The organism is Mesorhizobium australicum, assembly GCF_900177325.1.
Taxonomy (GTDB): domain Bacteria; phylum Pseudomonadota; class Alphaproteobacteria; order Rhizobiales; family Rhizobiaceae; genus Mesorhizobium_A; species Mesorhizobium_A australicum_A.
Genome location: NZ_FXBL01000004.1, coordinates 2100503 through 2122355, shown reverse-complemented (window position 1 = coordinate 2122355; position 21853 = coordinate 2100503). Strand labels below are relative to the sequence as shown.

23 protein-coding genes are annotated in these 21853 nt (G+C 65.4%); 13 read left to right on the top strand and 10 right to left on the bottom strand.

Annotated elements, in window-relative coordinates; translation table 11 throughout:
* Positions 1–27: 27 nt before the first annotated feature.
* The 9 genes from B9Z03_RS12800 to gspD all read right to left on the bottom strand — a co-directional run bounded on the left by B9Z03_RS12800 (position 28) and on the right by gspD (position 9720).
* Positions 28–666, bottom strand: coding sequence for a sulfotransferase (locus B9Z03_RS12800; protein WP_085464551.1), 639 nt, complete (start codon positions 664–666; stop codon positions 28–30).
* 74 nt (positions 667–740) lie between these two features.
* A complete protein-coding gene (locus B9Z03_RS12795) occupies positions 741–2777 on the bottom strand; it encodes a glycosyltransferase family 2 protein (protein ID WP_176247508.1) in 2037 nt (678 codons plus the stop codon).
* A 596-nt stretch (positions 2778–3373) separates the two neighbouring features.
* On the bottom strand, positions 3374–4315 hold the full coding sequence (locus B9Z03_RS12790; protein WP_085464549.1) for an NAD-dependent epimerase/dehydratase family protein: 942 nt from the start codon (positions 4313–4315) through the stop codon (positions 3374–3376).
* Positions 4312–5049: an ABC transporter ATP-binding protein gene (locus B9Z03_RS12785; RefSeq protein ID WP_085464548.1), complete on the bottom strand. Its 738-nt coding sequence runs from the start codon at positions 5047–5049 to the stop codon at positions 4312–4314. The genes B9Z03_RS12790 and B9Z03_RS12785 overlap by 4 nt, the downstream gene beginning before the upstream one ends.
* 122 nt (positions 5050–5171) lie before the next feature.
* Positions 5172–5681 carry a hypothetical protein gene (locus B9Z03_RS12780; protein ID WP_085464547.1) on the bottom strand — a complete coding sequence of 170 codons (510 nt, stop codon included), beginning with the start codon at positions 5679–5681 and terminating at the stop codon, positions 5172–5174.
* Between the two features lie 137 nt (positions 5682–5818).
* A complete protein-coding gene (locus B9Z03_RS12775) occupies positions 5819–6610 on the bottom strand; it encodes an ABC transporter permease (protein WP_244561733.1) in 792 nt (263 codons plus the stop codon).
* Positions 6611–6666: 56 nt separating this feature from the next.
* A complete protein-coding gene (gspG, locus tag B9Z03_RS12770) occupies positions 6667–7125 on the bottom strand; it encodes a type II secretion system major pseudopilin GspG (RefSeq protein ID WP_085464546.1) in 459 nt (152 codons plus the stop codon).
* On the bottom strand, positions 7125–7619 hold the full coding sequence (locus tag B9Z03_RS12765; protein WP_085464545.1) for a prepilin peptidase: 495 nt from the start codon (positions 7617–7619) through the stop codon (positions 7125–7127). Before B9Z03_RS12765 ends, gspG begins: the two co-directional genes overlap by 1 nt.
* Before the next feature lie 13 nt (positions 7620–7632).
* On the bottom strand, positions 7633–9720 hold the full coding sequence (gene gspD / locus B9Z03_RS12760; protein ID WP_085464544.1) for a type II secretion system secretin GspD: 2088 nt from the start codon (positions 9718–9720) through the stop codon (positions 7633–7635).
* 388 nt (positions 9721–10108) lie between these two features.
* Here gspD and B9Z03_RS12755 point away from each other — a divergent pair, with 388 nt between their 5' ends.
* The 9 genes from B9Z03_RS12755 to B9Z03_RS12715 are packed head-to-tail and all read left to right on the top strand — an operon-like array spanning position 10109 to position 17699.
* Entirely contained in the window at positions 10109–11119 is a 1011-nt protein-coding gene (locus B9Z03_RS12755; RefSeq protein WP_085464543.1) for a PilN domain-containing protein, read from the top strand.
* Positions 11112–11738: a type II secretion system protein GspM gene (gene gspM / locus B9Z03_RS12750; protein WP_085464542.1), complete on the top strand. Its 627-nt coding sequence runs from the start codon at positions 11112–11114 to the stop codon at positions 11736–11738. The genes B9Z03_RS12755 and gspM overlap by 8 nt, the downstream gene beginning before the upstream one ends.
* Positions 11735–12271, top strand: a complete 537-nt coding sequence (locus B9Z03_RS12745) for a hypothetical protein (RefSeq protein WP_085464541.1) — start codon at positions 11735–11737, stop codon at positions 12269–12271. Before gspM ends, B9Z03_RS12745 begins: the two co-directional genes overlap by 4 nt.
* Positions 12268–13317 carry a hypothetical protein gene (locus B9Z03_RS12740; RefSeq protein ID WP_085464540.1) on the top strand — a complete coding sequence of 350 codons (1050 nt, stop codon included), beginning with the start codon at positions 12268–12270 and terminating at the stop codon, positions 13315–13317. The genes B9Z03_RS12745 and B9Z03_RS12740 overlap by 4 nt, the downstream gene beginning before the upstream one ends.
* Positions 13318–13336: 19 nt before the next feature.
* The gene (locus tag B9Z03_RS12735; protein ID WP_085464539.1) at positions 13337–15016 is read left to right on the top strand and encodes a GspE/PulE family protein; all 1680 of its coding nucleotides are present in this window, start codon (positions 13337–13339) and stop codon (positions 15014–15016) included.
* Positions 15017–15026: 10 nt separating this feature from the next.
* Positions 15027–16247 carry a type II secretion system F family protein gene (locus B9Z03_RS12730; RefSeq protein ID WP_085464538.1) on the top strand — a complete coding sequence of 407 codons (1221 nt, stop codon included), beginning with the start codon at positions 15027–15029 and terminating at the stop codon, positions 16245–16247.
* A complete protein-coding gene (locus tag B9Z03_RS12725; protein WP_085464537.1) occupies positions 16244–16726 on the top strand; it encodes a GspH/FimT family pseudopilin in 483 nt (160 codons plus the stop codon). Before B9Z03_RS12730 ends, B9Z03_RS12725 begins: the two co-directional genes overlap by 4 nt.
* Positions 16723–17106, top strand: coding sequence for a type II secretion system protein (locus B9Z03_RS12720; protein ID WP_085464536.1), 384 nt, complete (start codon positions 16723–16725; stop codon positions 17104–17106). Before B9Z03_RS12725 ends, B9Z03_RS12720 begins: the two co-directional genes overlap by 4 nt.
* A complete protein-coding gene (locus tag B9Z03_RS12715; RefSeq protein WP_085464535.1) occupies positions 17103–17699 on the top strand; it encodes a prepilin-type N-terminal cleavage/methylation domain-containing protein in 597 nt (198 codons plus the stop codon). Before B9Z03_RS12720 ends, B9Z03_RS12715 begins: the two co-directional genes overlap by 4 nt.
* A 39-nt stretch (positions 17700–17738) precedes the next feature.
* Here B9Z03_RS12715 and B9Z03_RS12710 read toward each other — a convergent pair whose 3' ends face one another.
* Positions 17739–18257, bottom strand: a complete 519-nt coding sequence (locus B9Z03_RS12710) for a hypothetical protein (RefSeq protein ID WP_085464534.1) — start codon at positions 18255–18257, stop codon at positions 17739–17741.
* 198 nt (positions 18258–18455) lie between these two features.
* Here B9Z03_RS12710 and rfbA point away from each other — a divergent pair, with 198 nt between their 5' ends.
* Genes rfbA through rfbD form a run of 4 tightly spaced genes read left to right on the top strand, consistent with a single transcriptional unit; the run spans position 18456 to position 21849 of the window.
* Entirely contained in the window at positions 18456–19337 is an 882-nt protein-coding gene (gene rfbA, locus B9Z03_RS12705; protein WP_085464533.1) for a glucose-1-phosphate thymidylyltransferase RfbA, read from the top strand.
* Positions 19337–19891, top strand: a complete 555-nt coding sequence (rfbC, locus tag B9Z03_RS12700; protein ID WP_085464532.1) for a dTDP-4-dehydrorhamnose 3,5-epimerase — start codon at positions 19337–19339, stop codon at positions 19889–19891. The genes rfbA and rfbC overlap by 1 nt, the downstream gene beginning before the upstream one ends.
* 15 nt (positions 19892–19906) lie before the next feature.
* Entirely contained in the window at positions 19907–20974 is a 1068-nt protein-coding gene (gene rfbB / locus B9Z03_RS12695; RefSeq protein ID WP_085464531.1) for a dTDP-glucose 4,6-dehydratase, read from the top strand.
* Positions 20971–21849, top strand: a complete 879-nt coding sequence (rfbD, locus tag B9Z03_RS12690) for a dTDP-4-dehydrorhamnose reductase (protein ID WP_085464530.1) — start codon at positions 20971–20973, stop codon at positions 21847–21849. Before rfbB ends, rfbD begins: the two co-directional genes overlap by 4 nt.
* Positions 21850–21853: the final 4 nt, after the last annotated feature.

Genomic DNA, 21853 nt, shown 5'->3' with positions numbered 1-21853 from the left:
TGGCGGGGCCGCCGGTGCTTCGACGTATCATTTCTTTCTCACGACAGCCGAAAGATATTCGGAGTCGTTCGGCCGCACGACGCTGACCATCGCGTCCTGCTTCTCGGCCGGAATGCTGGCGAACTCGCGTATCGTGGCGATCGACGCCTTCGGATTGTCGATCACCTTCTCGTAGGACAGAAGCAGCTTGGGACGGTCCGATTCCAGGACGAAGCGCGTCACGTCCACCATCTGCTGCGAATAGATTTCGAGCCCCTGCGCGATGGTGAAGCCCAGGCTCAACGTGTTGCGCATGGCAACGGCGAGAGGATCCCGGAAAATGATGATGTAGCGCGGATTGCGCAGCGTCGCCGACAGGAGTTGGTGCTTCCGCACGATCAAGGGACGCTTGAAGCCCCAGACGCTCCAACGCTCATTGCGCCGCTGCACCTCGGCTTTGAGCCGCTCGGCCTGGTCCGTTTCGACGAGATTGCTGATTCCGACGTCTTCATGGATCACGTCCGCCTTCGAGACGCCCATGTGTATGCCGCCGGCGGTCAGCAACTTGGAGATCATCGTGGTGCCGCTTCGGCCCAGGCCGGAAACGACGATCGTGAATTCCTTCTTCTGCGCTTCCTCGGCGGGAAAATTCAGAACCCGCAGGCCCGTATTCACATTCTCTGACATGCTACCTCTTACCGCTCAGCAGTAAATATACCCGAACTTCCCAAACAACACCGTCGCTGCTGAAGATCGCATATCTACTTCAATATGTTCGTCCTTGGTGAATTCGAGAGCGCGAAGTCGGTTCGTCCGTAATCGAAATTCGGGTTGAAGAACCGGTCCTCGTATATCCAGTCACCCCACTTCTCTTTCATCGAGCTCTGTTCACGTCTGAAGCGCTCTATCTTTTCCGGCGCCTCGTCGGACCCTCTGCTCAATGATTCGTGATGGTAGAGCGCCACTTCCGGCTCGTAAATCACGATCATCCCTGCCTTCCAGACCTTCAGGCAGTAGTCAACGTCGTTATAGGCGACCTTGAACACTTCGGCGTCCAGGCCACCGAGTACCGCCCAGGTCTCCCTGCGCGTCGCAAGACATGCGCCTGTGACCGCCATCACCTGCTGTGTCAACTGCGCCTTGCCGACATTGTTCGTCGTGTCCGCCGGTTCGCGGGCATAGACATGGGCCGCGAGGCCTCCCAGGCCCATGACGACGCCGGCATGCTGTATCGTGCCGTCGCTGTAAAGCAGCTTGCCGCCCACAGCCCCCACCTCGCTGCGCCCCAGATGCATGCGCATCTTCTGGATCCAGTCCGATGCGATCACCTCGGTGTCGTTGTTCAGCAGGCAGATGTAGTCGCCCTTGGCGCTCTCCACGCCGAAATTGTTCAGGCGCGAATAGTTGAACTCGCCGTCGTCGCGCACAATCGTCACGTTGCGCCGCCTGGCCAGCAGTTGGTCGAAATAATCAAAGGTCTCCCGCTCGACAGACCCGTTGTCGACGATGACGATCTCGTAGTTCTCGTCCGTGCTGCGTTCGAAAATGGAGTCGATGCAGGTCCGCAGCAGGTCGGTCCGGTCGCGTGTGCAGATGACGATGGAGAACAGAACCGTTTCATCCACCGGGTAGACGACCCGATGCATGAAGCCCGAGACGCCCTCGATGGAGCGCGCCTTGGTGCCTGTCCGGGCGAAATGCTCGTTGATCGCCTTGCGGGCGCGTTCGTGCGCGTAGCTCTTCTGCTCGCCGCCCATCGCGATCGAGCCCTCGATCACCCGCCAGTGATAGAGAGCATGCGGGATATGGACGATTTCCCGGCTTTCGTCCTCGACCAGTTCGAGGATCCGCAGCGCCAGATCGTAGTCCTGCGACCCCTCGAATCCTTCCCTGAACCCACCCACCTGCCGCAGGTCGTCCGACCGGTAGACGATCAGATGCGTCATCATGTTGTGGCAATAGAACAGGTCGCGGTTGAAATCGCCCTTGAAATACGGCGCAAATCGACGGCCGGCGCGATCGATCTTGTCCTCGTCGCTGTACATGACGCGCCAGTCCGGATTCTCGTTCGCAGCCTTGGCGATGTGATAGAGCGCCAGCGGGTGGAGCTCGTCGTCATGGTCGGCAAGCGTGACGATCTCGCCGGTGGCGAGAGCCAGAGCGCTGTTCGACGCGGCGGATATGTGCCCGTTGCGCTCGCGCAAGACCACCTTGATACGGGAATCGGCCGCGACATGTCGCTGGAGAACCTCGCGCACCGACGGCAGCGTGGAGGCGTCGTCCGCGAAGCAGAGTTCCCAGTTCGCATAGAGCTGGCTGCGCACGCTCGCGATCAGCTTCTCCAGCAGCGCCGCCTCGGTGTTGTAGGTCGGCGTCACGATGCTGATCAGCGGCTTGGCCGGAAACGCCTCGATCGCTTCCAGGACCGCGTCTCTGTGCCGCTCGGGCTTGTAGTCGAAGCGGTCCAGCCAGCGCTCGTATCCGACCGAGCCCTGGCGCCCCAGCGCGCCGGCGACATGCCGGAGGTCGCGGGAAAAATACCGCCTCGAATAGGCCGGCAACCGCCTTAGGAACCCGTAGGGATCCCGCGCGGCGACCTGGGCGATCCCCGGCAGGAGATGGTACAGGATCTCGTGGCGGCGCACCCTGCGGATGTTCAGCTCGAGCCTGTCGATGACTCCTGCTTCCTCGGACGGATCGAAGCGAAGCCGCAGGCAGTCCTCGGTCGCGTAGAAGAATGCGCGATACCTCCCGTTCCCCAGATCAAATCCAAGGGATACGGAATTTACCTCGTGCACGCCCTGACCGTAGTCAAGATATATCCTCGGATTCGTAATCCTGTCGCCGATGATGATAGCATCAGCGAGATACCACGACTTTTGAAGAGGCGTCCCCAAATTCACTATTATTTGCGGATCCTGGCCAATAGCCTCAAATCCGTTCTTACCATTTCTGCCAATCGAGACGAACTCAAGCTCATGGTTCTTGTCGAAGAAATCGAATGATTTCCCGAGCGGAAACAGCATACGAATATTCCCTTGCCTGTTCCACGCCCCTCCTCGCAGAACTCTCTTGCCTACGTCTCAGCAGATCATCAGGTATTCGGCGAAGTTCCCGCCTTTTGCCGATCTCAATAACAACTTCATTGAGGGCGAAGTCACCCCCGGAAGTAACGTCCGGAAATGATCGGCATTTGACGCAACCACCTCTCGTAAGAACAATTAGTCCCACGCGAGGGCGAATACCACCGTAAATCACACCCCCTGGCCATGATTTTGCACTGCAGCATATCGCCGCGCCCGAGACATGACCCGCATTCCATCCCGGCCGCACCGAAGCCGGTATGAGCAACCGGACAGTAGAACTGCCCGTTGGTCCTTTTCCGTGAAACGCTTCACTTCGCGGCGTATCTCTGGGACGGATCCAGCGCCTGCGCCACGGTCAGCGCCATGGCCTCCGTGAATGGGATCCTCGGCGCCCAGCCGAGCACAGCGCGAGCCTGGGAAATGTCGAGACAGGCGACGTCCACGTCGGTCGAGCGCGCCGCCACATATTCCCGCGCCATGGTAATACCGCCGGCGGACTCGATCGCCTCGACCACCTCATTGACCGAGCGCGTCTCGCCGCTGCCGATGTTGAGGATGTGCCGCGGGGTTCCGCGCACGGCGATCGCGGCCTCGATCGCGTCGATCACGTCGGAGATGAAGATGTAGTCGCGCCGTGCCGCGCCGTCGCCGAAGATACGCACCGGCTGGCCCTTCTGCCAGCGCTCGATGATGGCCGGCACGAGGCCCTGGCCCTTGCGGAAGGTCTGGCCCGGCCCGAACGGATTGGCGACCCGCAGGATGATATATTCGAGCCCGTCCACATGGCCGTGCATCTGGATGTATTTCTCGACGAACAGTTTCGTCAGCCCGTGCGAGCTGATCGGATTCGTCGGCGCGGTCTCGGGCGTGGGAACCGGCGCCCCCGGGCCGTAGACCGTGCCGCCGGAGGAGAGGAAGATGTAGCGCTTCACGCCCGCGCGCAGGCAGTTCTGCAGGAACTCCACATGCGGCACGACGTTCTCGGTGATGTCGGCGACGGCGTGGTCGTTCTTGAGGCCGGGGCTCGAGCTCGACATGAGCTGGACCACCGTCGAGACGTCCTGCAGCGAGGAGGCCATCGCAAGCGGCTGCGAGAGGTCGGCCGCGACGAGGTCGGCCAGGTCCTCAACCTCGTCGGCGAAGTCACGGTCGAAGCGTCGCGATACGGCGCGCACCGGCAGGCCCCGCTCGATCAGGCGGCGCACCAGATGCCGGCCGATGAAGCCATCCGCGCCGTAGACACCAATCATGGTTCATCCTTCTCGGACGAGAAATATTCCTCGGCGAGACCGAAATGCACCACCTTGCCGTGATCGAGCTTCAGCACCTTGTTGCAGATCTTGCGCAGAAGCTGGTGGTTGTGGCTGGCGAGCACGATGATGCCGGCCTTCTCGGCCATTTCCGTCATGCGTCGGCGCGCCTTGGCCTGGAATTCCGGATCGCCCGCCCCGATCCACTCGTCCATCAACAGGATTTCCGGCTCGAGGCTCGTCGCCACCGAAAAGGCGAGCCGCGCCGCCATGCCCTGGCTGTAGGCCTTCATCGGAATGTCGATGAAATCGCCGAGTTCGGAGAAGGCAACGATGTCCTCCATCCGCTCGGCGATCTGTTCGTCGTTCCAGCCGTTGATAAGGCCGCGCAGCACGATGTTGCGCCGGCCCGTCGCCTCGCGGCGGAAACCGAGATTGATGTTGAACAGCGCGTCCGCCCTGCCCTGGCGTTCGATCACTCCGCCGGTCGGCTCGAAGATTCCGTAGAGGATTTTCAGCAGCGTGGTCTTGCCGGCGCCGTTGCCGCCGATCAGCCCCAACCGGTCGCCCGCCTCCAGCGAGAAACTGACGCCGTCAAGCGCGCGCACATGCTGCACGCGCCCGCTGCCCTCGATCCTGCCGCCATGCGGCAGGGGCATCGTGTTGCGCGCCAGCGACAGGCGACGCCGCAGCCGATAGGTCAGGCTCAGATTGTCGGCGCGGATCAGGACCATCGCATTCCGGTCAACATGGATGGATCGTGGGGTAGCAGGCGCTGCCGCGGATGGCAATGTCGGTCGGTCATGCGCCCGCCGCCGCCTCCTTCGAAGCGGCGGCGGGCGTAACCGGGCGTCCCTTAACGGTAGCGGACGTCCAGGATGTTGCCGCTGCGCGAGCTGACGATCACGATCACCGGGCGGCCGCGATAGGTCGCGCGGAACTGATACTGACGTCCCTCGCAGTCGATCGCCTTCACGTTCCGGAAGCCCTCCGACCGTACGATGCTGCGCGCCTCGCGGCAGCCGATGCGGTCCGCGTAGTAATAGGGCGGCGGCGCCGGGTTGTAGTACGGCGGCGGGTAATAAGGCGGGCGCGGATGGTGCGGGGGCCGGGGAGGCCTTGGCGGCCTCGGATCCGGCCTGTAGTAGCCCGGATCACCCGGAACCTCACGCGGGCGACCGGAAAATTCCGGCCGGCCACCGGCACGCGGGGCGCCGCAGGAGGGGTCGTCGGAAGAACACGTGCTTCCGGCCGCACCCTGGGCCATGGCGGGCACGGCTCCGGCGACAAGCGTTGCGGCCATCACAGCAGAAAGTGCGATCGACCTGAGCATCTCGATGATCCTTTCGAACGGCTGGTTCCGCAAGGGAACTACGGAACTCCTCACACCGTTCCAACCATCCTGCGAAAAATGGCCTGAACGGAGCCGCAACGGCGCGTTCATCCTGCATTCAGGATCGGCGCCGCGGCATGGTTTCAGACTAGCATATGGCCCCTTGGCGTCTACAGCACGAACACGACCTGCCGGCGCAGCCGCCCGTAGAGGATCAGCGCCACCAGCCAGGCGGCCAGCGAGATGCCGAGGCAGAGGATGAAGGAGCGGACCGGCACATTGCCGGCCAGGATCGGCACGCGCACGATCTCGAGGAAGTATGTGAAGGGGTTCCAGTAGTAGAAGATGCCGCGCACGCCGAACAGGTTTCCCGCCGTATGCGCCCAGAAGACCGGCGTGAGGAACATGCCGATGCGCGTCAGGTTCTGGACGATGAATTGGCTGTCAGGGAAAAAGGCGCCAAGGAAGGCGAAGATGGTGATCGCTGCCGGCGTCACGAGGATGATCAGGACGACCGCCGCCGCCGACCAGAGCCAGTACCAGCTCAGATCGGCGCCGCTGAGGAAGAGAAGCACCACGCAGCCGAGCGCGGCATAGCCGGCGCGCATCAGCGCCTGCGTCGTCATGCGCAGCACATAGAGCGACAGCGGCAGCGTGGTGCCCTTGATGAAGGCCTCCTCGCGCACGAACAGTGACACGCCGGAGTTCATCGTCTCCATGATGTAGAACCACACCAGCAGCCCGAGCGCGACATAGGCGGTGTAGTTCGGCACGCCGTCGTCGCGCCCCATGATGAAGACGAAGGTGCCGACGAAGATCAGATAGTTGATGAGGAGCCAGAACGGCCCGAGCGAGGTGCGCCGGTGCTGGTCGGAAATATCCTCGCTGGCGAGCGCCAGCCAGATGCGGCGCATGCGGAAAGCCGACACGAAATCGCCGACCGCGTCTCTCAGGAACTTCATTGTCCGCGCGGGCCCGTGCGGCCCGCCTCCATGCGTGAAACGGCCGCGCCCAGGGCTCAGCGGTTGGTGATGTCGCGGTCTTCGCCGGTGCCGCCGGCCTTGCCGTCACGGCCGTAGGAGATGATCTCCACCGTCGTGTCGGTGACGCGGTAGATATACGGATTGCCCCACGGATCCTTCAGCGAATCCGCATTCTTGAGATAGGGGCCATTCCAGCGCGCCTGCAGTTCGGGCGTGGGCTCGTTCAGTACGGCGAGGCCCTCCTCGTTGGTCGGCCGGCGCAGATTGTCGATGTAGAACAGCTCCAGCGCGCTCTCTATGTTCTTGATCTGCGCCTGGGCGGCGTCCGAGCGTGCCGAGCCGAGATAGCGCAGCACCTGGGGTGCGGCGAGGCCGGCGATCAGCGCGATGATCGCAAGGACGACCAGCAGTTCGACCAGCGTGAAGCCGTCCTGCCCTTCGCTCGCCCGCCGCCGCTCTTGCCGCTGGCGCCACGGATACGATCCTCGAATCATCAGAACCCCCTGTCAGGAATAAACGTCGCAATGCCGGACTGTTCCGCGACCCAGGTCGCAAACAACCCCACTCCGAGGAAGGGACCGAACGGAACTCTCGCGTTCCTGTCAAGCCGACCGCTCACACTCGCCGTCAAGGCGACGTAGAGGAGCGCGGAGATTGCGGTCAAAAAAAGGAAGATCGGCAGGTTCCACGGACTGAACCACAGGGCGCAGGCGCCGGCCATCTTGACGTCGCCGAGGCCGAGCCCCGCCACTTTGCGCAGGCTGAGGAATCCCGCCCGCATCAGCCAGAACAGGGCGAAAAGCCCCGCCGCAAAGACGATCTGCCAGATCGGGAAGGCGCCCGCGGCACGCCACGCCCAGCCAAATCCCAGCACGGCGAGCAGCCCGTTCAGCGCGTCGGGAATCATCAGACTGCGGAAATCCACCACGGCGATCGCCAGGAGGACAAGGACAAGTGCTGCGCCGAACGCGATGTCGGGACCCTGCATCGCGGCGGCGATCCTATTGCAGGCGCTTCAGGTCGCGCTTGATGCGGTTGCCGGGCGTTTCGCTCGCGCCGAAATCCAGCCGCTTGCGGAATTCGTCGTTGACGGAGCGGGCCTCCTGCACGTTGCGGACGACCTTCGGCCGGATGAAGATCACCAGCTCCGTGCGCTCGATCGTGTCCGTCTTGTTCTTGAACGCATTGCCGAGCACCGGGATGTCACCGAGGATCGGGACCTGCCCTTTCGCCTTCGAGTTCCGCTCCTGGATCAGTCCGCCGATGATCAGCGCTTCGCCGTCGTTGACGGCGACGCGCGTCTCGACCTTGCGCTGCTGGATCGTCGGCGAATCGATGCCCGACGTCGTCGTGCGCACCACGCTGCTCGCCTCCTGTTCGATGTCGAGCAGGACGCGGCCCGATGTGTTCACGCGCGGCGTCACGTTCAGGATGATGCCCGTGTCCTTCAGCGTGATGGTGCTGACGATCGGCGCATCCGGATTGTCGACGCTGGTCGAGGTACGGGTAGCGATCGGCACCTGGTCGCCGATCTGCAGCGTCGCCTTCTGGTTGTTGAGCGCCATCAAAGTCGGCGACGAGATCACCTTGACGTTGGTTACACTCGAAAGGGCGTTGAGCGTGACCTCGAGATTGGTCGAGGCAAAGCTCCACCCGAGGCCGGGGAACGACTTTCCGGTGCCGCCGCTTTCCAGATCGGAAAAGCCGATGCTGAAATCGCCGTTCTCGAAGAACCAGCGCACGCCGAACTTCAGCTCGTCGGTCAGCGTCACCTCGGCGATGATCGCCTCCAGCAGCACCTGGGTCGGCAGCACGTCGATCTGGCGCAGGATGCGCTCGATGCGCTCATAGTTGCGCGCGGTCGTGGAGATCAGCAGCGCATTGTTCTCCGTGTCGGCGACGACGGAGGGGACGCCCGACTGGCTCGAAGGGGACGAGCCCCCGCCCGGCGACGTCGGATTGGCGGGCTCGCTCGCTATCAGTTCGGTCTGCAGGTCCGGCGACACCGAAGGCGTGCTTTCCAGCGGGTCGCCCGATTGCTTGGACAGAACCGACTGCAGCACCTTCGCCATCTCCTCGGCCGAACGGTTCTGGATCTGGTAGACGAAAAGCTGTTCCTCGCTGGTGCTCGCCAGCCGGTCGAGCTGGCGGATCCAGCCTTCGGCGCGGGCGAGATATTGCGGCCGCGACGTGATCACGAGAACCGAGTTCAGCCGCTCGTTGGGCACGAACTTGATAAGGTTGGTGCCGGGGCCTTCCTGTGCGCGGAAGATCGTCTCGAGTTCCTTCGCCACGGCGTCGGGGCGCGAGGTCTTGAGCGGGTGGAGCGCGACCGACATGCCCTTCATCCAGTCCACGTCGAAGACCTGGATCGCCTCGCGCATCGCGGCGAGGTCGGGGTTCGTGCCGGCGATCATGATGTAGTTGCGCGCATTGTCGACGCGCAGGATCGAGCCTTCGCGGCTGATCGGTGCGAGGATGACGCGCATTTCCTCGGCCGAGATGTATTGCAGCTCGACGACCTGGATCTTGAGACCTGGCGTGCGGCTGACGGTCGAGGGCACGCTCACCGACGGCGTCTTGGCCAGCGCTTCCGACAGCGGCACGATGTTGTAGGTGCCGGAGCCCTTGACGATCGCGAAACCGTTCGCCGCCAGCGTCGTCTCGAGGATGTCGACCAGCGTGTTGCGGTTGACCGGCGCGCTGGTCTGCAGCGTGATCGAGCCGCGGACGCGCGGGTCGATCGTGTAGTTGAGGCCGAGAATGTCGCCGAGCACGTTCTTGACCGCCGCCGCGATGGGTGCATCGACCAGGTTAAGGCGATACTCGGTCTGTCCGGAACTGCTGGTCTCGGCGGTATAAGGAGCGCGGCCCGAGACGAACTGGCCACTGCCGCCGGCGCTCACCCCGTTGAAGTTGTCCGCGTCGCTGCCCGTCAGCCGGCGCGACACGCCGGAGTTCTCCGGCGGTAGCGGACGGCCATTATCGTCCAGATTGGTTAGTACCGAGGAGAATACGTCGTTCTTGGAGTTCGACGCGCAACTGGCCAGCATTACGACCAGAATCACGAGGGCGAGCACTCGATACATTATCGGCCTACTTGATCATGCCCGAGTACTACACCGCCACGACAGCAGAAACATTATGTCCTCAGGGGCGAGGCTCCGATCTTTTCGACCGAGCGGGCTCCGAGAGCCTGTTGCCGATCTCCCCCCATTCGTCACCAAGCCACAAAAGGGTTGGCAAGGCAAGAAAACTCCGGAACCGCGGTTAATCTATGCAGCAATTCACAGTCGGCGCGGAAAAGATGCAACAGTATCGGCCGGGAGCGTTCAACGTTGAACATCTCGCGGTTTATCACAGTTTGGCCGCACCGAACTGGAATCGGTTTCGTCGCAAGAAAATTGGGGATATAGACCCCGGATGCGCTGACGAAGGTTTGGAACAGTGGCCCTCGCCAACTTTCTTTCGGATTTGATGAGCTGGTGGCCGGACGAGCTCGGCCGGGCCTTCGGATCGCGCTTCCGTCCGCAGGCGCCCGCCATAGGCGCCACCGTGCGGCTCGTTAGGGCGGGCGCCGAGATCTCCGTCGACGGGACGGAGCCCCACCTCGCCGCCGAGCCGTCGCAGATCGCCCCCCTCCTCGACCAGCTTGCCGGCGGCCGCGGCCGCAAGCCCGCGGTCGGCATCGTCATCGAGCCGGAGCGCTACCTGAAGCGCAGCCTGGCGGCGATCCGCCTGCCGCGCGTGCGCAAGATGGCGATGGCGCAGCTCGACCTTCAGTCCGCCACGCCGTTCAACCCCGACGACTTCTTCGTGCTGGCGACACGGTTCGACGAGCGCGTCACCGACAGTTCCTATTACACGGTGCGCAAGTCCGCCCTTGTGCCCGTGGTCGAGGGCCTGCGCTCGGGCGGCTGGCGTGTCGCCTCGATCTTGCTCTCCGACGGCGGTGAGCTCTATCCGGTGGATGCGACGAGCCTGCGGGAGGTGGTGGGCGTGTCCGCCGCCACCAGGCTCGGCGAGCGGGCCGTCTCGATCGGCCTCGCCACCGCGGCCGCCGGCCTCGTCGCTCTCGTCGGCGCGGCCCACTGGCGCTATTCGGTAGCCGGCGCGGAGGTCGCGGAGCAGGTGGAAGCGGCCGAGAGCCAGGTTCGCGAACTGCGTGCCGTGCTCGCCGCCCGCGACGCCAAGATCGCCCAGATCGGCGTCGTCCGCGACGAGAAGAAGGACACCGTGCCGGTCGTGCGCGTCATCGAGGAGATGTCGCGGGCGATCCCCGACAACACCTGGCTGACCGAGATCAGCGTCAGTGGCGACATGGTGCGCTTCGCCGGCTTCTCGGCATCCGCGGCCGCGCTCATCCCGATCCTGGAGGCCTCGCCGCTGTTCAGCGCGCCGACCTTCATGGAGCCGGTCGTGCGCGTCGTGAACCAGGAGGGCGAGCGCTTCTCCATCGCCATGAAGATCGAGAACGGCGATGGATAGCCTGACGCGCATCCTCAACGCCGGGCCTCGCACCCGCCGCCTTGCCGCCGTCGGCCTGCTGGTCGGTTGCGTCGCAGGCGCCGGCCTGTTGACGATGGCCGCGGTCTCCTCGGTCTATGCCAGCCGCGACGCGGTCCGCGAGCAGCGCGAGACGCTCGGCCGCCTGCGTGCGGTGCTGGCGCTGAAGCCGATGATGGAAGAGTCCGCCAAGGCCGCGATCGCCGCGGACGACAGGCCGGAATTCCTTACGGGTGCCAGCGACGCGGTCATCCAGGCCGATCTCCAGACCTGGCTCGACGGCGTCGCGCGGCAGAACGGCGTCTCCATCACCTCCGTCGGCAACGCGCCGGCATTGCAGCAGAAGGGCATGCGCTTCGCCGGCCTGCGCGCCGACATCACCGGTCCGAACGAAGGCATTCAAGGCACGATCTTCGCGATCGAGGCGGCCAAGCCCTATCTGATCATCCGCCAGGCCCAGCTCCATTCGACGCTGGATTCGCAAGGGTTGGGCGACGGCCCGACCCAGCTTGTGCTGCGGGTGCAGTTCTACGGCGCGCTGCCGCCAGTCGCCGCGCCCGCGCCGCAGGCCGCCGCTCCCGCCGCGGGGGCGACGCAATGAAGACGCCGCTCAAGCTCGCAGCGATCCTCGCCGCCAATCTCGCCATCTGGCCTGCCGCCTGGGCGGTCTTCGAACGCCCGGCCGGCACCGGGGCCATCGCCTCGCCGCGCGATGCGGGGCGGGGGGGCGGCGTCGCCGACCAGCCTAAGCTTGGCGAAGTGCTGGATTTCTCGGAGATGAGTCCCGTCCAGGCCTATTCCCGCCCGCTGTTCGACAAGGCCCGCCGCCCGTGGCAGCCGCCCGCGCCGCCCGCCGAACCTGTGGCGGAGCCGGTCGCCGAGCAGGTTGTCGAACCCGAGGTCCAGGCTCTCCCCGCGCCGTCGATACGGCTGATCGGCGTCAGCTCGGCCGGCGTCGCGGACATGAAGGCGCTGCTCCAGCTCGATGAATCGCCCGATCCGGTATGGGTCCTGGTCGGCGACGTGCTGCAGGGCTGGGAGGTCGGCAAGATCGATCCGGGGTCGGTCACCATCCGGCGCGGCCAGGAGAGCATGTCGTTCGAGCTCTACCCCGAGGTCAGTTCGGGCCAATGAGCCACCTCCTTCCTCCCGCCTGCCCGCGGGATGGCGAGCCGCGGGACGCCGAGGCCGGCTTCGCGCTCCTGATGGTGCTGCTCTTTCTTCTCGCCGTGACTGCGATCCTCGCGCCGCTCGTTCTGGGCGCACGGACCGAACTGCTCGTCGCCTCGAACCAGCTCCAGCAGCAACGGCTGGAAACGATCGCCGACGGGTTGCTGACGGTTCTGGCGCGAGATCTCGCAGCCCCGCCGACAGAACCCCGCAACGAGGAGATCAGGGTCCGCTCCGAACCGCTGCGCTGCCGGTCGACGCGGTACCTGATCGAGGCGCGGATCCAGGACCAGCGCGGCCTGATCGGCATCAACAACGCACCGGCCGAGCTCCTGTCGGAAGGCTTCCGTGCACTGGGCTTTCCCTCCGGCGACATTGCCGAGCTCACCGAGGCACTGATCGCCTACCGCACCCGACCGCCGGAGGACGACGGGGACGGCGGCGGTGGCGATGGCGGAGGTGATGGCAACGGCAATGGCGACGGTGGAAACGGAGGGGGCGAAGGCGACCCGCAGCGCACTCCCCAGGTCGCGCCCGCGGCCGGCGCCGAGGATCGCGTCGCCGGCGGCCTGAAGCGCCTGCCCTTCGAGGCGGTCGAGGAACTCTACGACTTCGAAGGCTTCCGCGGAAAGCCGGTCCGCGCGCTCACCGAGGTCTTCTCGACCCGGAACACCGCCGACACGATCCTCGGCCCGCGCATCTCGACCCGCCTGTCGAGCGTCCTGCCGTCGAAGCCCACGCCCAAATATCCCTTTATCCTTCCGGACGAGGAGGAAGGGGCCAAGACCTATCGCGTCGATGTGGAATTGCGCACGCTCGACGGCGGCATGTCGGGCTATGCCGGGGCGGTGCTCACGGCGAGCGAGAACGAGACCGGCGAGTTTTCCATCGTCGAGCGGACGTCAAATCCCGAGTTCCTGCCCGAAGGGGAAAGCGGCTTCAGCGGCCTCGTCGAATGCGATATGATTTTCGGAGCCGGCGTGGCGGCGGTGCTCGCCAGCGACCCGTAACGAGACGGATGCCCCTTCCATGAGACTTGCGGAATATCCGACCTTTTCCGACTTCCTGTCCTGGCTCGGGGACAACCGCATCCTCACGGCCGAATCCGTCAAGCGCGCGCGCAACGCCCACAGCTCGACCGGCCACCCGGTCGACACCGTCTTCATCGAGCTCGGCCTGCTCCGGGAGAGCGACCTCGCCCAGCATCTTTCGGCCTTCCTCGGCGTGCCGGTCCTGCCGGCCGTGCCCGACGAGGTCGACCTTGCGCTGGTTCGCGGCATCGGCATGAACTTCCTCGAGGCCAACCAGGTGCTGCCGCTGGCCTTCGTCGAGAACCGCGTGCTGGTCGCCGCCGCCGATCCCTTCGCCCGCTCGACGCTCGACGTGCTGCGCTACCATTTCGACTGCGAGCCGGAGCTGCGGGTGTTCCCGCGCAGCGCCATCGCCGAGCGGCTGCGCACGCTGAAGGAGACCAAGCTCGACAGCCCCGACAGCCTGCTGATGGCGGTCGACGACGACCTCGCCGACACCGACGACATCGAGCGGCTGCGCGATTTCGCCCGTGAGGCGCCGGTCATCCGCTTCGTCGCCAACATCATCCAGCAGGCGGTGGATCGCGGCGCCACCGATATCCATGTCGAGCCGACGATCGACCACCTGCGCATCCGCTTCCGCTGCGACGGCCTGCTGACCGTCGCCGAGACCGCGCCGAAGTCGATGCATGCCGGCATCGCCACCCGCATCAAGATCCTGTCGCGCCTCAACATCGCAGAGCGGCGCATGCCGCAGGACGGGCGCATGCGCGTCACGGTGCGCGGCCAGGAGATCGACCTCCGCGTCTCGGTGCTGCCGTCCGTCCACGGCGAGACCTTCGTGCTGCGCATCCTCGACAAGTCGGGCGTGGCGCTGTCGCTCAACGCACTCGGCTTCGACGCCGAGGCGATCGCCAGGTTCAAGGAATTCGCCCACATCCCCAACGGCATCGTGCTGATCACAGGCCCGACCGGCAGCGGCAAGACGACCACGCTCTATTCGCTGCTCAAGGAGCGAGACCCCGACGAGGTGAAGATCTTCACCGTCGAGGACCCGGTCGAATACCGCCTCGACGGCATCACCCAGCTCCAGGTCGACCCGGCGATCGACCTCACCTTTGCGCGTGCGCTCCGCTCCGTCCTGCGCCAGGACCCGGACGTGATCCTCATCGGCGAAATCCGCGACGCCGAGACGGCCCAGATCGCCATCCAGGCGTCGCTCACCGGCCACCTGGTTTTCTCGACGCTGCACACCAACAGCGCGGCCGGCGCGCTCACCCGCCTGCTGGACATGGGTATCGACGGCTACCTCATCGGCGCGACCATCCGCGCGGTCGCCGCCCAGCGGCTCGTGCGCAAGCTCTGCCCCAAGTGCCACGGCGTGCAGGCCCCGGCTGTCAATGGTATCCATCCCGTCTGCAACACCTGCCGCGGCAGCGGCTATGCCGGCCGCACGGTCGCCTACGAGATCCTCGAAGTGTCGCCCGAGATCGCCTCGATGATCAGCCGCGGCGCCGGCGAGGAGCAGATGCAGGAGCGCGCGGCCGCCAACGGCTTCCTCACCATGTCGGCGCAGGCCGCCCGCCTCGTCGCCGACGGCGTCACCACGCGCGAGGAGGTGCAGCGCGTGCTCAGCCTCGACCTCACGACGGACCTCGCCGACGAGATCCTGCAATGAGTGACCGGCCGTGACCGCGACGCGTTTCAAGTTCCGCGCCTACGCCCAGTCCGGCGGCCACGACACCGGCTACGTCACGGCGATCGACCGGGCCGATGCGGTGCGCCAGCTCTCGCAGGCCGGCAAGATTCCTTACGAGCTCAAGCAGGTCGACGCGTCGGCAGGCACGGCGGGTCCCTCCTCCTTCCGGGGCCTGTTCCAGCCCAAGCTCGACCTGACCCATTTCCTCAGCGAGCTGGCGGTCATCATCGGCTCCGGCTTCAACGTCGACGTGGCGCTCAAGGCTGTCGGCGACGCCGAGCCCAACAAGGGCCAGAAGGCGCGCATCCAGGCGATCCATTCGCAGATCACCGAGGGCAAGTCGGTGGCGGAAGCCTTCGCGAGCCAGCCCAATATGCCGCCGGACGTGGTCGCGCTCGTCGCCTCGGGCGAGAGCAGCGGCCGGCTCGACATCGTCGTCTCCGAGCTTGCCAAGACGCATGCGCTGCGTGCCAAGCGCAAGTCCGAGATCACCGAGGCGATGATCTATCCGGCCTTCCTGCTGCTCATCATGGTCGGTGCGCTGCTTGTGCTCTCGCTCTATCTCGTGCCGGCGCTGGAACCGATCTTCTCCAATGCCGGCGCCGAGCCGCCCTTCCTTATTCGCGCGCTCGGCGGCTTCGGCGAGACGATCAAGCAGTTCGGCCTGCTCATCCTCGCCTGCCTCGGCGGGCTCGGCCTGCTTATGGCGGTCTTCTTCCAGCGTCCCGCCGTGCGTGCGAGATTCATGGACGTCGCGGCCCGCCTGCCCGTCATCTCCGGCCTGATCCGCAGCACCACGCGCGAACGCTACCTCAACACGATGTCGCTGCTTCTGGGCAACGGCGTGCCGATGCTGGATGCGATGAGCCTCTCCGCCGACACGGCGCCGTCCGCCGGCCACAAGACGAAGCTGATGCAGGCGCGCCACCGCGTCGCCTCCGGCGAGCCGATCTGGCAGGCGCTCAAATCCTCGGACGCCTTCCCGGATTCGATCCTGGCGCTGGTCCGGCTCGGCGAAGAATCCAACAATCTCGCGACGATGATGGGCCGCTCCGGCGCGATGACGCAGGCGCAGATGCAGCGCGCCATCAGCCGCGCGCTGGCGCTGCTCACGCCTGCCATGACCATCATCCTCGGCGGGCTGGTCGGCAGTCTCGTCATCTCGGTGATGACGACGCTGCTCTCCATCAACGAGATGGCGATCCGATGAGCGCGCGCCCCGCCCCTGCCCTGCATGCCGAGGCGGGCTTCACCCTCGTCGAGTTCCTCGTCACGCTCGCCATCCTGGCGCTTGTGCTCGGCTCCGTCGGCTCGACGCTGGCGCGCCGCGAAAACCGCGTCACGCCGCTGATGAGCGCGGAATCGATGCAGTCCATGCTGTTCCGCGCCCGCAGCGACGCGGTCCTCAAGGGCCGCAACACGCTGTTCGCGATCAATGCCGGGGCCAAGCAATACGTCTATCCCGCCGGCTCGACGCCGGTGCAGCTTCCCGACGACCAGGAGGTCCGCATGATCGCGGGTTCCGAATTCGTCTCGCCGGAGGGGTCGACCTACTATCTCGTCTTCCGGCCGGACGGCAGTTCGTCGGGCGCGGAGATCCTGCTGCGCAACGCCGCCGGCACCGAGGCGCGCATCGAGGTCAACTGGCTGACCGGCCTGCCGCGCCTGCGCGTGGGGACGTCGCAATGAGCGCGGACGGCAAGGAGGGCGGCTTCATCCTCGTCGAGACGATCGTCGCCTTCGCGATCCTCGCGGTCGCACTGGGCGTCGGCATGCAGACCATCTCCCAGAGCGCCACCACGCTGGTGCGCGCGGCCGACATCCAGGCCGCCGGCCTCGTCTACGCGTCGCTCGCGGCAAAGGAGTTCCCCGATCTCAGGAACGAGGGCGATTTCGAGGGCGAGCTCGATTCCGGCGAGCCGTGGCGGATCGTCGCCCGGGCGGTGCGCGACGACCATGCGCGGCCGCTGCTGGCGCTCACCGCCACCGTCTGGCCGCGCGGCGCCAAAGGGCCGTCCTATACCTACCGGACATTCGTCAGCAATCCGCCGCTGCAGGCCGCGCCATGACCAGGCCTTCCTCCTCGCGCGATGGTTTCGTCCTGATCGAGGTGCTGGTGGCGCTCTCGGTCGTCGCGGTCATGGCGGGGATGATGGCCGGGGTTTTCGGCCAGTTGAACTCCGTCGCGCGGCTGCGCGAGCAGGTGATCGTCCGCGCCGAGCTGGAGGGCGCGCTGTCCCATCTCGCCCGGACGCTCTCGGCGGCCAAGCTCGCCAGGCTGCCCGACAGCGATGAGGAAGAGAACATCAAGATGTTCGACGGCCAGGCGACGCAGATGCGCTTCGCCGCGGTCACCCGCCAGGGCTTCTATTCGCTGGCGCTGCGCGACATCGACATCCACATCGACGATCAGGCCGACGCGCCGCGCCTCGTGCAGTCGATGGCGATGCGCCGGGCTCAGGACGCGGCCGAGGCCACGCGCTCCACGATCATCATCCTCGACAGCTTCGACAAGATCGACTTCACCTACTCGGAAGACGGCGTCAGCTTCATGTCGTCCTTCTCCAAGCCCGGCATCCTGCCGAAGTTGGTAAAGATCAGGATTTCCCGCTCCGTCGCGGGAAAGACGGTCTCGGCGACGACGATCGCGCGGGTATCATGAGAGATTATCCGGGAGCGCGGGAAGCTGCCCGGAAGCGCCTCAAGCGGGCGGCGCGTCCATCTTCGGCAGCGCGTTCGTGACCGCGCCTTCCGCGGCGATCGGGCTTTCGACCTCGTCGTCTTCCGTATCGTCCGCCTTGGGCAGGGTGTTGTCGGCGCTGTCGCTCTGCAGCCCGTTCGTCACCTCGTCGGCGTCAGAGGCCTCGTAGCTCACGGTCGCGCCGGCCTCCAGGTCGCCGGTCACCTCGCCGATCGGGTTCTCCAGCGCCGGATCGTCCGCCGCCTCGTCGCCGCCCGTGTTCTCGCTCGTGCCGCCGTCCAGCAGGCTGCCGATCAGCGAGGCGCGATAGGCGTCTTGGGGCGAGAGCGCCGAATAGATCGACAGCTTGCCCGTCGATGTGCCGTCCGATGCCGACGTGCCGCCGTCGACCAGCGAGAGGAATTCGTTGCCGCCATTTCCCTGGCCGCCGTCCGAAGGATTGTCGGAGACGGTGGGCATGCGGCCGATCTGCGTGGTCGCGGGCGGGTAGCTCGTCCGCAACGATCCGAAGAGAGTCATGCTGCCAGCTCCGCGCAGGAAGTGCCGATGGTTGCCAGCTTAGCCCCGGCGGCTTGCGCGAGGCTGGCGGGCCGTCTCGCATCGGATTTCCCGGTGAAGCAAAACGTTATGGACTGGGTGCGTACGCTCGTGATAGGTCGCCTGCGGGGCTTGAAGACGTTTCTTACATAATCTTGAGTGGGGCGTAGAGAGTTACCTATGAAGGGCATCATTCTTGCGGGCGGCAGTGGCACCCGCCTGTACCCTCTGACTTTGGCTGTCTCGAAGCAGATCCTCCCGATCTACGACAAGCCGATGATCTACTATCCGCTGAGCGTCCTCATGCTGGCCGGAATCCGCGAGATATTGATCATCTCGACGCCGCGCGACCTGCCGGTGTTCCAGGAACTGCTCGGCGACGGCGGCGAGTTCGGCCTCAGCCTGTCCTATGCGGTGCAGCCGCAGCCCAACGGCCTCGCCGAAGCCTTCATCATCGGCGACAGCTTCGTCGGCGACGACAATGTGGCGATGATCCTCGGCGACAACATCTATTTCGGCGAGGGACTTTCCAATCTCTGCCAGCAGGCCGCGCAGCGCACCGGCGGCGCCTCGGTCTTCGCCTATCATGTCGAGGACCCGCAGCGCTACGGCGTGGTTTCCTTCGACAAGGCGACCGGTCAGGCGCTGACGATCGAGGAGAAGCCGGCCAATCCGAAGTCGAACTGGGCCGTTACCGGCCTCTATTTCTACGACAACGAGGTGGTCGAGATCGCCAAGTCGATCAAACCGTCGGCCCGCGGCGAACTCGAGATCACCACGGTCAACAACGTCTATCTCGAACGCGGCACGCTGCACGTCCATCAGCTCGGCCGCGGCTACGCCTGGCTCGACACCGGCACGCATGACAGCCTGCACGAGGCGTCCTCGTTCGTCCGCACGATCGAGCACCGGCAAGGCATCAAGATCGCCTGCCCCGAAGAGATCGGGGTCGAAAAAGGCTGGGTATCGGCGGACCGGGTGCTTGCCCGCGCCGCCAAGCTCGGCAAGAACGAATATGCGGCCTATCTCAGGCGCAGGGTCGCGGAAATAGCGGAAGCGTGATGGTTGAAGTGAGGAAGCTCGGGCTCGGGGATGTACTCGAGATCCTGCCAAAGAAGCATGGCGACCACCGCGGCTTCTTCTCCGAAACGTACAACGCCGCGGAGCTGAAGACCGCCGGGGTCGACCTCGTCTTCGTTCAGGACAACCACTCCTACTCCGCAGCCGCCGGGGTGCTGCGCGGCCTGCACTACCAGTTGCCGCCCTTCGCGCAGGACAAGCTGGTGCGCGTGACGCGCGGCGCGATCCTCGACGTGGTTGTGGACATTCGCCGCTCCTCGCCGACCTTCGGCAAGTGGGAAGCGCTCGAAGTCTCGGCGGAACGCTGGAACCAGATTCTCGTCCCCAAAGGCTTCGCCCACGGCTTCGTCACGCTCGTTCCCGACACCGAGGTTCTCTACAAGGTGACGAACCTGTATTCGAAGGAGCACGACCGGTCGTTGCGGTTCGACGATCCGGCGATCGGTGTGGCGTGGCCCACCATTTCCGGCGGTTTCACGCTCTCCGACAAGGACAGGAATGCGCCGCTGCTTGCCAATGCAGATCTCTTCGACTGACATGAGGTATTCCGCATGAACTTCCTGGTCACCGGCGGCGCCGGCTTCATCGGATCGGCGGTCTGCCGGCACATCTGTTCCGACCTGTCGAACAACGTCACCAATGTCGACAAGCTGACCTATGCCGGCAATCTCGCCTCGCTGCGGCCGATCGAGAACCAGCACAACTACCGTTTCGAGCAAAAGGACATCTGCGACGACGGCTCGATCCTCGACATCCTGAGGCGCGACGACATCGACGTGGTCATGCACCTTGCGGCCGAAAGCCATGTCGACCGCTCGATCGACGGGCCGGAGGCCTTCATCGAGACCAACGTCATCGGCACGTTCCGCATGCTCAAGGCCTCTCTCGAATATTATCGCGGCCTCAGCGGCGCCAAGAAGGAACGCTTCCGCTTCCACCACATCTCGACCGACGAGGTGTTCGGCGATCTGCCCTTCGACAGCGGCATCTTCACCGAGGAGACGCCCTACGCGCCCTCCTCGCCCTACTCCGCCTCCAAGGCCGCGTCCGACCATCTGGTCCGCGCCTGGCACGAGACCTACGGCCTGCCGGTCGTGCTTTCCAACTGCTCCAACAATTACGGCCCGTTCCACTTCCCCGAGAAGCTGATCCCGCTGGTCATCCTCAACGCGCTCGACGAGAAGCCGCTGCCGATCTACGGCAAGGGCGAAAACGTGCGCGACTGGCTCTATGTCGAGGACCATGCCCGTGCGCTGGCGACGATCGCGACGAAGGGCGTCAACGGCGAGAGCTACAATGTCGGCGGCAATTCCGAGCGCACCAACCTTTCGGTCGTGCAGACGATCTGCGACATCCTCGACCGCAAGCGCCCCCGCAAGAAGGGCAGCTACAGCGACCTGATCACCTACGTCACCGATCGTCCCGGCCACGACCGCCGCTACGCGATCGATGCCTCGAAGATCAAGCGCGAACTCGGCTGGACGCCACAGGAGAGCTTCGAGACAGGTCTCGCCCGCACCATCGACTGGTATCTCGCCAACGAATGGTGGTGGGGACCGATCCGCCGCGAGAAATATTCCGGCCAGCGCCTCGGCGAAGCGCAGAAGGCCGCGGAGTGAGGATCGCCGTCACCGGCCGCGAGGGCCAGGTCGCCCAGAGCCTGAAGGAACGCGGCAGCAGCCGCCCAGGCGTCGAGATCGTGCTCGTCGGTCGTCCGGACCTCGACCTCGCGAACCCTGCCTCGGTCGCGCCCGCGCTTGAGGCCGCACGGCCCGATCTCGTCGTCTCGTCCGCCGCCTACACCGCGGTCGACAAGGCCGAGGACGAGCCCGAGCTGGCGCATGCCGTCAACGGCGCCGGCGCCGGCGCGGTCGCAGCCGCCGCGCATGCGCTCGGCGTGCCCGTCATCCATCTGTCCACCGACTATGTCTTCGACGGCTCCAAGGACGGTGAATACGTCGAGACCGACCCTACCGGCCCGATCGGCGTCTACGGCGCGTCCAAGCTCGCCGGCGAACACGCGGTCGCCGCCGCCAATCCGCGCCACGCGATCCTGCGCACAGCCTGGGTCTACAGCCCCTTCGGCAACAATTTTGTCCGCACCATGCTGCGCGTCGCGGCCAGCCGCGACGAACTGACCGTCGTCGCCGACCAGCACGGCAACCCGACCTCGGCGCTCGACATCGCCGACGCGATCCTCCACATCGCCCCGCAGCTCACGTCCGGGCAGGACGACGTCTTCGGTATCTTCCATCTCGCCGGCAGCGGCACGACCAACTGGAGCGGCTTCGCCCGCCGCATCTTCGAGGCGAGCCGCGCCAATGGCGGCCCCTCCGCGCAGGTAAAGGACATCCCGGCCGCCGACTATCCGACCAAGGCGCGCCGCCCCGCCAACTCCCGCCTGTCGACCGCGAAGTTCGCCCAGACCTTCGGCTGGACCGCGCCCGACTGGCAGGACAGCACGGATCTTGTCGTCCGGCGCCTGCTCGCCTGAGCCC

Bases quoted from the DNA above. Each gene is read 5' to 3' on its own strand.
- B9Z03_RS12785 (WP_085464548.1), bottom strand. From the start codon at position 5,049: ATGGTCCTGATCCGCGCCGACAATCTGAGCCTGACCTATCGGCTGCGG.
- B9Z03_RS12735 (WP_085464539.1), top strand. From the start codon at position 13,337: ATGAGACTTGCGGAATATCCGACCTTTTCCGACTTCCTGTCCTGGCTC.
- B9Z03_RS12775 (WP_244561733.1), bottom strand. From the start codon at position 6,610: ATGAAGTTCCTGAGAGACGCGGTCGGCGATTTCGTGTCGGCTTTCCGC.
- gspD (WP_085464544.1), bottom strand. From the start codon at position 9,720: ATGTATCGAGTGCTCGCCCTCGTGATTCTGGTCGTAATGCTGGCCAGT.
- rfbA (WP_085464533.1), top strand. From the start codon at position 18,456: ATGAAGGGCATCATTCTTGCGGGCGGCAGTGGCACCCGCCTGTACCCT.
- B9Z03_RS12715 (WP_085464535.1), top strand. From the start codon at position 17,103: ATGACCAGGCCTTCCTCCTCGCGCGATGGTTTCGTCCTGATCGAGGTG.
- gspM (WP_085464542.1), top strand. From the start codon at position 11,112: ATGGATAGCCTGACGCGCATCCTCAACGCCGGGCCTCGCACCCGCCGC.
- rfbB (WP_085464531.1), top strand. From the start codon at position 19,907: ATGAACTTCCTGGTCACCGGCGGCGCCGGCTTCATCGGATCGGCGGTC.
- B9Z03_RS12755 (WP_085464543.1), top strand. From the start codon at position 10,109: ATGAGCTGGTGGCCGGACGAGCTCGGCCGGGCCTTCGGATCGCGCTTC.
- B9Z03_RS12740 (WP_085464540.1), top strand. From the start codon at position 12,268: ATGAGCCACCTCCTTCCTCCCGCCTGCCCGCGGGATGGCGAGCCGCGG.
- gspG (WP_085464546.1), bottom strand. From the start codon at position 7,125: ATGATTCGAGGATCGTATCCGTGGCGCCAGCGGCAAGAGCGGCGGCGG.
- B9Z03_RS12790 (WP_085464549.1), bottom strand. From the start codon at position 4,315: ATGATTGGTGTCTACGGCGCGGATGGCTTCATCGGCCGGCATCTGGTG.
- B9Z03_RS12725 (WP_085464537.1), top strand. From the start codon at position 16,244: ATGAGCGCGCGCCCCGCCCCTGCCCTGCATGCCGAGGCGGGCTTCACC.
- B9Z03_RS12720 (WP_085464536.1), top strand. From the start codon at position 16,723: ATGAGCGCGGACGGCAAGGAGGGCGGCTTCATCCTCGTCGAGACGATC.
- rfbC (WP_085464532.1), top strand. From the start codon at position 19,337: ATGGTTGAAGTGAGGAAGCTCGGGCTCGGGGATGTACTCGAGATCCTG.
- B9Z03_RS12710 (WP_085464534.1), bottom strand. From the start codon at position 18,257: ATGACTCTCTTCGGATCGTTGCGGACGAGCTACCCGCCCGCGACCACG.
- B9Z03_RS12745 (WP_085464541.1), top strand. From the start codon at position 11,735: ATGAAGACGCCGCTCAAGCTCGCAGCGATCCTCGCCGCCAATCTCGCC.
- B9Z03_RS12800 (WP_085464551.1), bottom strand. From the start codon at position 666: ATGTCAGAGAATGTGAATACGGGCCTGCGGGTTCTGAATTTTCCCGCC.
- B9Z03_RS12765 (WP_085464545.1), bottom strand. From the start codon at position 7,619: ATGCAGGGTCCCGACATCGCGTTCGGCGCAGCACTTGTCCTTGTCCTC.